Source organism: Rhodocytophaga aerolata (genome assembly GCF_030503435.1).
In the GTDB taxonomy this organism is placed as follows: Bacteria; Bacteroidota; Bacteroidia; order Cytophagales; family 172606-1; genus Rhodocytophaga; species Rhodocytophaga aerolata.
Genome location: NZ_JAUKPO010000087.1, coordinates 1 through 7,353, shown reverse-complemented (window position 1 = coordinate 7,353; position 7,353 = coordinate 1). Strand labels below are relative to the sequence as shown.

The 7,353-nt window shown below is 42.1% G+C and carries 7 protein-coding genes; 5 read left to right on the top strand and 2 right to left on the bottom strand.

Translation table 11 applies throughout. The features are described from left to right. The first annotated feature begins 5 nt into the window (after positions 1-5). On the top strand, positions 6-170 hold the full coding sequence (locus Q0590_RS37740; protein WP_366970829.1) for a LexA family protein: 165 nt from the start codon (positions 6-8) through the stop codon (positions 168-170). A gap of 38 nt (positions 171-208) precedes the next feature. Continuing rightward, entirely contained in the window at positions 209-1,483 is a 1,275-nt protein-coding gene (locus Q0590_RS36085; protein ID WP_302042547.1) for a Y-family DNA polymerase, read from the top strand. A gap of 20 nt (positions 1,484-1,503) precedes the next feature. On the opposite strand, the gene Q0590_RS36080 is transcribed toward Q0590_RS36085, so the two are convergent. Further along, a complete protein-coding gene (locus tag Q0590_RS36080; RefSeq protein ID WP_302042546.1) occupies positions 1,504-2,073 on the bottom strand; it encodes a hypothetical protein in 570 nt (189 codons plus the stop codon). Positions 2,074-2,241: 168 nt separating this feature from the next. Between Q0590_RS36080 and Q0590_RS36075 the strand changes: the two genes are divergently transcribed. The 3 genes from Q0590_RS36075 to Q0590_RS36065 all read left to right on the top strand — a co-directional run bounded on the left by Q0590_RS36075 (position 2,242) and on the right by Q0590_RS36065 (position 5,711). Further along, on the top strand, positions 2,242-3,300 hold the full coding sequence (locus Q0590_RS36075; protein ID WP_302042545.1) for a hypothetical protein: 1,059 nt from the start codon (positions 2,242-2,244) through the stop codon (positions 3,298-3,300). Between the two features lie 146 nt (positions 3,301-3,446). Further along, on the top strand, positions 3,447-4,421 hold the full coding sequence (locus tag Q0590_RS36070; RefSeq protein WP_302042544.1) for an OmpA family protein: 975 nt from the start codon (positions 3,447-3,449) through the stop codon (positions 4,419-4,421). Between the two features lie 150 nt (positions 4,422-4,571). Then, a complete protein-coding gene (locus Q0590_RS36065) occupies positions 4,572-5,711 on the top strand; it encodes a hypothetical protein (RefSeq protein WP_302042543.1) in 1,140 nt (379 codons plus the stop codon). Positions 5,712-5,798: 87 nt separating this feature from the next. Here the strand turns inward: Q0590_RS36065 and Q0590_RS36060 are convergent, their stop codons facing one another. Continuing rightward, on the bottom strand, positions 5,799-6,155 hold the full coding sequence (locus tag Q0590_RS36060; RefSeq protein ID WP_302042542.1) for a hypothetical protein: 357 nt from the start codon (positions 6,153-6,155) through the stop codon (positions 5,799-5,801). Between the last annotated feature and the right edge of the window lie 1,198 nt (positions 6,156-7,353).

Here is a 7,353-nt window from a genome sequence, read left to right as displayed (position 1 = left end):
CTTTTATCAATGGCGAATGCTTTGTCAAGCGGCTGCGCTATGAGAAAGGCAAAACCCTCCTCTGCCCGGAAAACAAAGGCTATCCGGCAAGAGAGATCAAAGAAGGGGAGAGCTTTCACCTGTTTGGCGTAGTAACGGCCATCTGTACCAAGTTTAACGCTAAAAAATAATCCATCAAAAACGATCCATATATCTAAACCGATAGCTTATGTTCGCCTTAGCAGACGGTAATAATTTTTACGCTTCCTGTGAACGGGTATTTAACCCCTCGCTTAACGGAAAGCCGGTAGTGGTGCTTTCAAATAATGACGGAAGCATAATCGCTAGATCAAATGAGGCCAAAGCCCTGGGCATCTCGATGGGACAGCCCTACTATCAGGCAAAGAAAACAATTGATGAACATGGTGTAAACGTGTTCTCCTCCAACTACGAGCTTTACGGGGATATGTCCAACCGGATGATGACTGTACTATCCTCGCTTGCCCCGGAGTCTGAAATCTACTCCATTGATGAATGTTTTTTAGGCTTTTCCGGATTTGATGAGGGTAGATTGTCTGAGCATGCCCACCTGATCCGGGAGCGGACACTCAAATGGACAGGCATCCCCGTATCCATCGGGCTTGCCCCCACAAAGACCCTTGCTAAAGCCGCTAATAAAGTGGCTAAAAAAAACGAAGGCATTAAGCTGATCCGGACATCAGATCAAATAGATGAGTTGTTAGAGAAGTATCCGGTGGAGGACTTGTGGGGCATTGGAAGAAAGTATAACAAGCGGTTACAGGAAATGGGTATAAAGACCGCTTTGCAGTTTAAGCAGCTGCCCGAAGGTTGGGTGAAAAAGCACATGACCATCTCGGGATTGAGACTTCAATACGAGCTAAAGGGCATCTCCTGTATCCCGCTGGAAAAAGTATCGGCCACTAAAAAAGCCATCTGCACCTCCCGTAGCTTTGGCTCTTATGTATCCACCTACAAGGAAATGGAGGAGGTGGTAGCAAACTTTGCCTTTAAATGTGCCGAGAAAGCCCGGAAAGAGAATACCGTAGCAAGAGCTGTTACCATTTTTATTCATACAAACGGCTTTAACACAACTTTGCCCCAGTACTCCAACAGCCGAACTTTACGCCTGCCGGTAGCAACAGCAAACACGGCTGAAATTCTGCATTACGTGCGCCTGGCCTTGCGATCTATCTACCGACCAGGCTATTCCTACAAAAAGGCTGGCGTGATGCTCACAGGGCTGCATACAAAGGATGCTATTCAGATGGATCTCTTTGACAGCCTAGACCGAAACCGGCAATCCCTTTTGATGGAAACCATAGATGAGCTGAATGGGAAAATGGGTAAAAAAGGGGTATTTGATCCACCCGTTAAGTTTGCCTTGCAGACGCACCTGGCCGAGCAGAAAAACTGGCCCATGCAGCGAAAGTTTTTATCTCCCTGCTATACCACCCGCTGGGAATCCGTGCTCAAGGCAAGCTAATAAAAGAATATAGTGTGTATTTAGTTAGGCACAAAAACAGGCAACTGCCTTGAGGGCAATTTGAATTCTTTTGGCAGCGATGGCAAAAGGGCTCTTAACTCTTTTTCTGGCAAAGTAGCCGTGTCGATAAAATACCAGCTGCTTCCCCCATCTGTGGAGAGGGCAAGCAGCGTGGAAGGGGATTCCAGCCATCCTCCTTTATCTTTTTTCCCTCCTTTTTTAACTTTAAAAGTTTGTATCTGCACAATGGTCGTATACCAGTCGCTGCCCGAAATGGTTAGTTGAGCAGGTGTATTTAAACGGACGGCCTCAAGGGTTACTCCCTCTTGTTTTTGCCCTTCAGCCCGCTTTTCAAGCCCGGAAATCATTTTTTCCTCTCCACCTAAGGCAGCTACCAGCCCTGGATAAGTTCGCTTGACATAGCTGCTATACTCTCCCCGGACTAATGCCTGGCTCATCAGCTCGGCTTGCTTTTTAACTTCTTTCAGATGATCTTGCCCCAAGAGTGGCATCGATGAGGCGATGAGCAAACATAGGGTTGGGAGTATGTGCCGGAAAAGGATGCAATTGTTACCTAGGAAGCTATTCATCAATAAGTTTTTCAAATCTGATTCGCTTGCGCTAGTACAGCAAATGCGCTAGCACTGTAAATTTTACTCAATTTAACTATTTATCCTTTAATTAAGCATAAAACGTGAGTAATCCATCTGTTCACCCTACACGGCTTCTCATTAATCCTGCATGAATCTATCTATCGCATGAATCTATCTATCTTTTGGCTAAGTTTTCTTCTTCCCTTTTTTCTCTCTGCCCAGGTGGTCAATAACGATATTGAGAAGCGGCTCAAGCTCCCCGTAAACTCCTCGCTAATATCCAATACCACGAATTGCACTGTCCAATGGAACTGTGTCGATGCAAAGGCGGTCACTGGCTGTATTCAATTTCATAATGATCAGTGGTTTGAGTTTACCACAGCTCAGGCAGGGCAATACTTTATTTCTGTAACCAACCAACAATGCCGGGATGTCAGAGGGGTGCAGTTGCTGGTTATCGATGGCGATCCATGTATGCCTTCTACTTATAAAAACATCGTTTGCTATTCTACCGGCTCACAAGATGATATTGCCCTCCCCTTAGATAACCTGCAAGCCAATCATACCTATCTGATCAATATCGATGGCTACCTGAATGATTTCTGTCAGTTTGAAATTTCCTTAACCACCCACGCCCCGGATTTTGTCCTCTTTCCCTTGCCTGAGCCAATAGAGGTGACTAGCCGGCTTACCAGTAAAGTAGTGCAACTAGCCTGGGTTCTTTCTGATTCGCTTGTAGAGCAAATCAGTGAATTTACCATTTTGAGAAGGCATGCCTCCGAGAAAAGGACTAAACAAATAGCAAATATGTCTGCCTCTGCCAATACCCATGGGTTAGCTCAATCAGCCTATAGCAGGGTGGACACGCTGGATAAAGAGGGAGTCTACGTCTATAAAATTATCGCTATCACCAACCTGAACCGGAAGTATTTGCTCAAAGAGCTAAAGATTCACTACGACACGTTTAATCCCTCCCTGCTGGAAGAGCGTTATAACCAAATCCTCCCAATGGACTTGCCAAAGAAAATACAGGCAACCCTGTTCATCTATAATGCTGCTACCAATGAACTGCTTGAGAAAAGAGATCGGATCATTAAAAGAAAGGAAGAAGTAAAGCTGAATCTGTATGCCTATATGCAAGCAGGCATCCATACCTTTAAGGTGTTAGTAAAGGAAACGGGCAGAGGAGAAGGGTTTGAAAAAGAATTTCTTTTTACAAAATAATAGGCAGAGTTGATCTGTTCTGGCAGCCACTTGCCTCTACTTTTGCTCATAGATGATTTGGAATCCGTGCACATGACTAGCTAAATAGTGCTGGTAAGATGTACAGTAGCGTTAAGGATTAAAGTTATTTAATAAATAGTAAGTTCATGTTCAAACGACAACTAAATTTTCTAAGCCCCCTTTTTAGCTGCTTTTTCTTCTGCCTGCTCTTTCCATACGCGATTAAAGGGCAATGCCCGGAGGGCCTTATTACCGGGGAGCAGAATCTGATTGTCAATGGAGATTTTGAAGGGGATTCCATTAGCTTTACCACCGACTACCGGCTTCATCAAGTGGCAGACACAGGTAGATACCGCATTGTCATGGATGCCAATACCTTCTGGGGTGGCTTTATTGGCAAGGGGGAAGGTAAGTTCTTAGCCGTGGATGGCTCTATGGGGAAAAACAAAATTGTCTGGCAACAGGATATTGACGTAAAGCCTAATACGCTGTATTTCTTTTCTGCCTGGGCTTCCAATCTGTATACGATCCATCCGGCAGTCTTGCAGTTTTCCATCAACGGGCAATTGCTCGATAAACCTTTTGCTACCCCCAAGGAGAGAGAAACCTGGAAGCAGTTTTTTGTCAACTGGCAGTCAGGGGAGCATACCCAAGCTAGAATTACTATTGTCAGCCAGAATCCGGGTATGCATGGCAATGACTTTGGGCTGGATAGAATCAAGTTCTATGCCTGCGAGTCCTCCAGCTTGCAGCAAGGCTTGGAAACGGTAGCAATAGGAAAGGTAATAGAACTTCGCAATGTGCTGTTTGAAACAGCTTCCGCTACCATTCTTCCTGCTTCTTATAGGGAACTAAATGAGCTGGCTACCTACCTAAAACAAAATCCAACACTTGAAATAGAAATTTCAGGCCACACCGACAGTGTAGGAGGGGATGAGTATAACTTAAAACTATCAGAAGGCAGGGCTACTTCCATCGGGAGGTATCTACTAGGAAAAGGCATTGAAGCCAAACGTCTGACCACCAAAGGCTATGGCAAAAACGTGCCGGTAGCAGATAACGAGACGCTGGAAGGCCGGCAAAAAAACAGGCGGGTGGAATTTAAAATTCTCAAGCTGTAGAACCCTCCACAAGTAGCACTTGAACTTTAGTCTGGCCATTTTCTGGGAAGCCCTTAAAGGGTAGTGACTCTCCGACTAGTCACTTTTTACTTTTTTCTCTTGCCTGGTAGTAGATAAATTGGTTTATTGACTATACCTATACTTCTGACTATGAGACATTGGATAATGATTCTCTTCAGCCTGCTACTGTTTCAAGCTTCACAGACACATGGCCAACATGATTCTCTTTTACAGTCTCCAAATAGGGCATCTGAAGACACCCTACAGTTTAAGTTACCGGCAAAGAAGAAACAAATTTCACCCTTCCCCGATATCAGGGACCATCAGCAGAAGCTTTCAGACTGGAATAAGCTAATGACTGATACTACTTCTGCAGAGCAGCAAAACCTTGAAAGCATAGTGCATTTAGCTTTACTTGCTATGGTCAACAATAATCCAGACAAAACTCATCAAATGGAAGGTTTTTATCGAATGGTATCAACTGAAAATGAAAAATACACTAAGTTAATTGAGGCAGCAGTTACTATTCAAGATACAGATTATAAAAAAGAATTTACTTGCGATAACCTGAAAGTACAAGTAAACCACTTACGGCAATCTAATGAGTTAGGCAAAGTAGACTCTGCGATCATAAAAGGAGCCAGAGTATATGTTAGAAATGCGCCAAAAGTACTAAATGGAAATTATTTGTACCGCTTGAATCAGGTTAATCTACTGAGAGGAGCTTACCGGGAAGGCCATATTTTTAATCAAGAAGGATGGCTTGCCAGAGATCATATTTTTAAGCTAACTAGCGTTGAAGTGGAAGGCAATGATACCATCTATACCATTGCATTTCGAGCAAAAGGTAATCACAGATATAGCATGGGATATCTTAAAATTAATAGCAGTGATTATGCCATTATTGAATATGAGCATGCCAACTATGTGTTTGACTCGTTTACAGGTAGGGTTCAGGTAATATGTCAGAAACAGGAAGGTAAATATTATCCGCAGATGATCCGGTATGAATTTCCCAGACTTATTAATGGCGATATAGGAGAACATCAGCTGGATATTCACACACTTTGGATTGATAGAGTTCTCATAAGTGGATTTAAAGCAATCAAGAGCAAAGACCAGATCCATTGTGACCAGGAAATACATACCTTCAGGCATTCTTATGATCCATCCTTCTGGACAACTTACAAGATGCTGCAAAGGCATCCCTTAGCGCAGGAAATACAAGAGAGTTTAGAAACAGGCAGCAGGTTAGATAAACAGTTTAAGGAAAATGCCGCAACCAACTGATACCTTGTTTTCTTTTGTTTCCTGCATCAAAGTAAACCTGGAAGATAAAACCTGGCTAATACATAGTTATAGAAAAAATAATGATGCCTATTCATTGCTTTGGTTTATAGAGGTCAATTCGATCAGTATCCACATAGGGTCCATGCCTTCAGGATAATTTACTTCTTTCATATAGCCAGAGAATTTAATTTTTAAACCTTCTTTTTTCAATTCTTTGGGCATATCACAAACTAAGTACCCGCCTGCATAAGGAGGAATCCCTAAGTAATATATTCTTTTTCCATCAATGGTTTGTTGCATAACCGTTGCACTATTTTCGGTTATAAGACGTCCTCTAGGTGCATCGCACTGAGAAAAATAACTTCTAGGGCTAGATTCATCCTTGTCACACCCAAAGATAATGGTAAGGACAATAAAGAATATGAGATAGAAAATTTGCTTCATAATTCTGCAAATGTGATTATGTTACAAAAATTTGACTTTTCACAAGTTAGCTTGAATCAAATTACAAACTTTAAGAAATATTAATTACTATTTAGAACTAAACGAAAGTCATACTAACTATCCTTTCTATCTAACGCTGTACAACATAGGATCAATAGTGCGCCCATGATGAGCCCATATGGACTAGCTAAGCTAGAGGCAAAATAAGTATATTTCGTGTTCTTAAGGAAAAAAGATCCTTTCTTCTGGCTTTATTAATAAATTTTGGACCAGTAGTAAGCCCATAGTATTCATCCTTCTGGACAAATGATAAGATGCTAAAACATCATCCTTTAGAGATGGAATTAAAGGTAAGTAACAGATGGTAATGTAGAAAGCCAGTTTACAGAAAATGCTTGCTACTGAAGGATCTACAGAATGAGACTATTTACTCAAATGAAAGGCCCGATCTTCACTGTACAGGTGATAACCCCTGGAAAAGTGGGTTACTCTAAAAAGTGCTACTTGAACTCTCTTTGACTTTTTCCGTGAAGCCCTGCTCTGTTATTGCCTGCCTAACCCTCAAGAGTTTAGCTAAATTTTCCTATCAGGCACAGCCTAAATCCTACTATATTTCTTCCCCTCTTGCCCATTCTTTTACCATGCAGGAACAGCGATTGTCGCAAAAGCGGGAGGAAAGGTATAATTGCGTCAAAAATGGCATAGGCAGTGGTGTTTATTCCTCCCTTTTGGGCGGATAAACACCAGTCGGAATAGTACAATTACCTCTTTGATAAGGGAGAGGAAATAATAGAGATTGGAAGAAAAGTAACAAATTAGGGCATTTAGATAGCGATATGGGGCGAAAAATCAATTAGGGAGGCTAGGTGCATACTAAAAAAGTATGTATCTTGACTAGTGGGCAAGAGGGGGAAGAATAAGGTAAAAATAAGTTAAAAAAAGGCTCTGAGAGTAGCTAATCGGGCAGAAGGGGGAGGAAATCGGCAAAAAAAGCACCTTTGCAGTTACCCGGAGAGGAGTTACAACTATAAAGGAAATAAACGCAAGAAAAAGTGAAAGATGCGTTTATCCATATGTTAGCCAAAATAAAACAGTAAAACGAATTTACCCTAAAACAATAAATCTAAGATGCTAAAACACTTGGTAGATTTGCGAGATTTCTGCTATGTTTTCTTAAAGAAGAAAATGGGTGAATCCT

Bases quoted from the DNA above. Each gene is read 5' to 3' on its own strand.
- Q0590_RS36085 (WP_302042547.1), top strand. From the start codon at position 209: ATGTTCGCCTTAGCAGACGGTAATAATTTTTACGCTTCCTGTGAACGG.
- Q0590_RS36080 (WP_302042546.1), bottom strand. From the start codon at position 2,073: ATGAATAGCTTCCTAGGTAACAATTGCATCCTTTTCCGGCACATACTC.
- Q0590_RS36075 (WP_302042545.1), top strand. From the start codon at position 2,242: ATGAATCTATCTATCTTTTGGCTAAGTTTTCTTCTTCCCTTTTTTCTC.
- Q0590_RS36070 (WP_302042544.1), top strand. From the start codon at position 3,447: ATGTTCAAACGACAACTAAATTTTCTAAGCCCCCTTTTTAGCTGCTTT.
- Q0590_RS36065 (WP_302042543.1), top strand. From the start codon at position 4,572: ATGAGACATTGGATAATGATTCTCTTCAGCCTGCTACTGTTTCAAGCT.
- Q0590_RS36060 (WP_302042542.1), bottom strand. From the start codon at position 6,155: ATGAAGCAAATTTTCTATCTCATATTCTTTATTGTCCTTACCATTATC.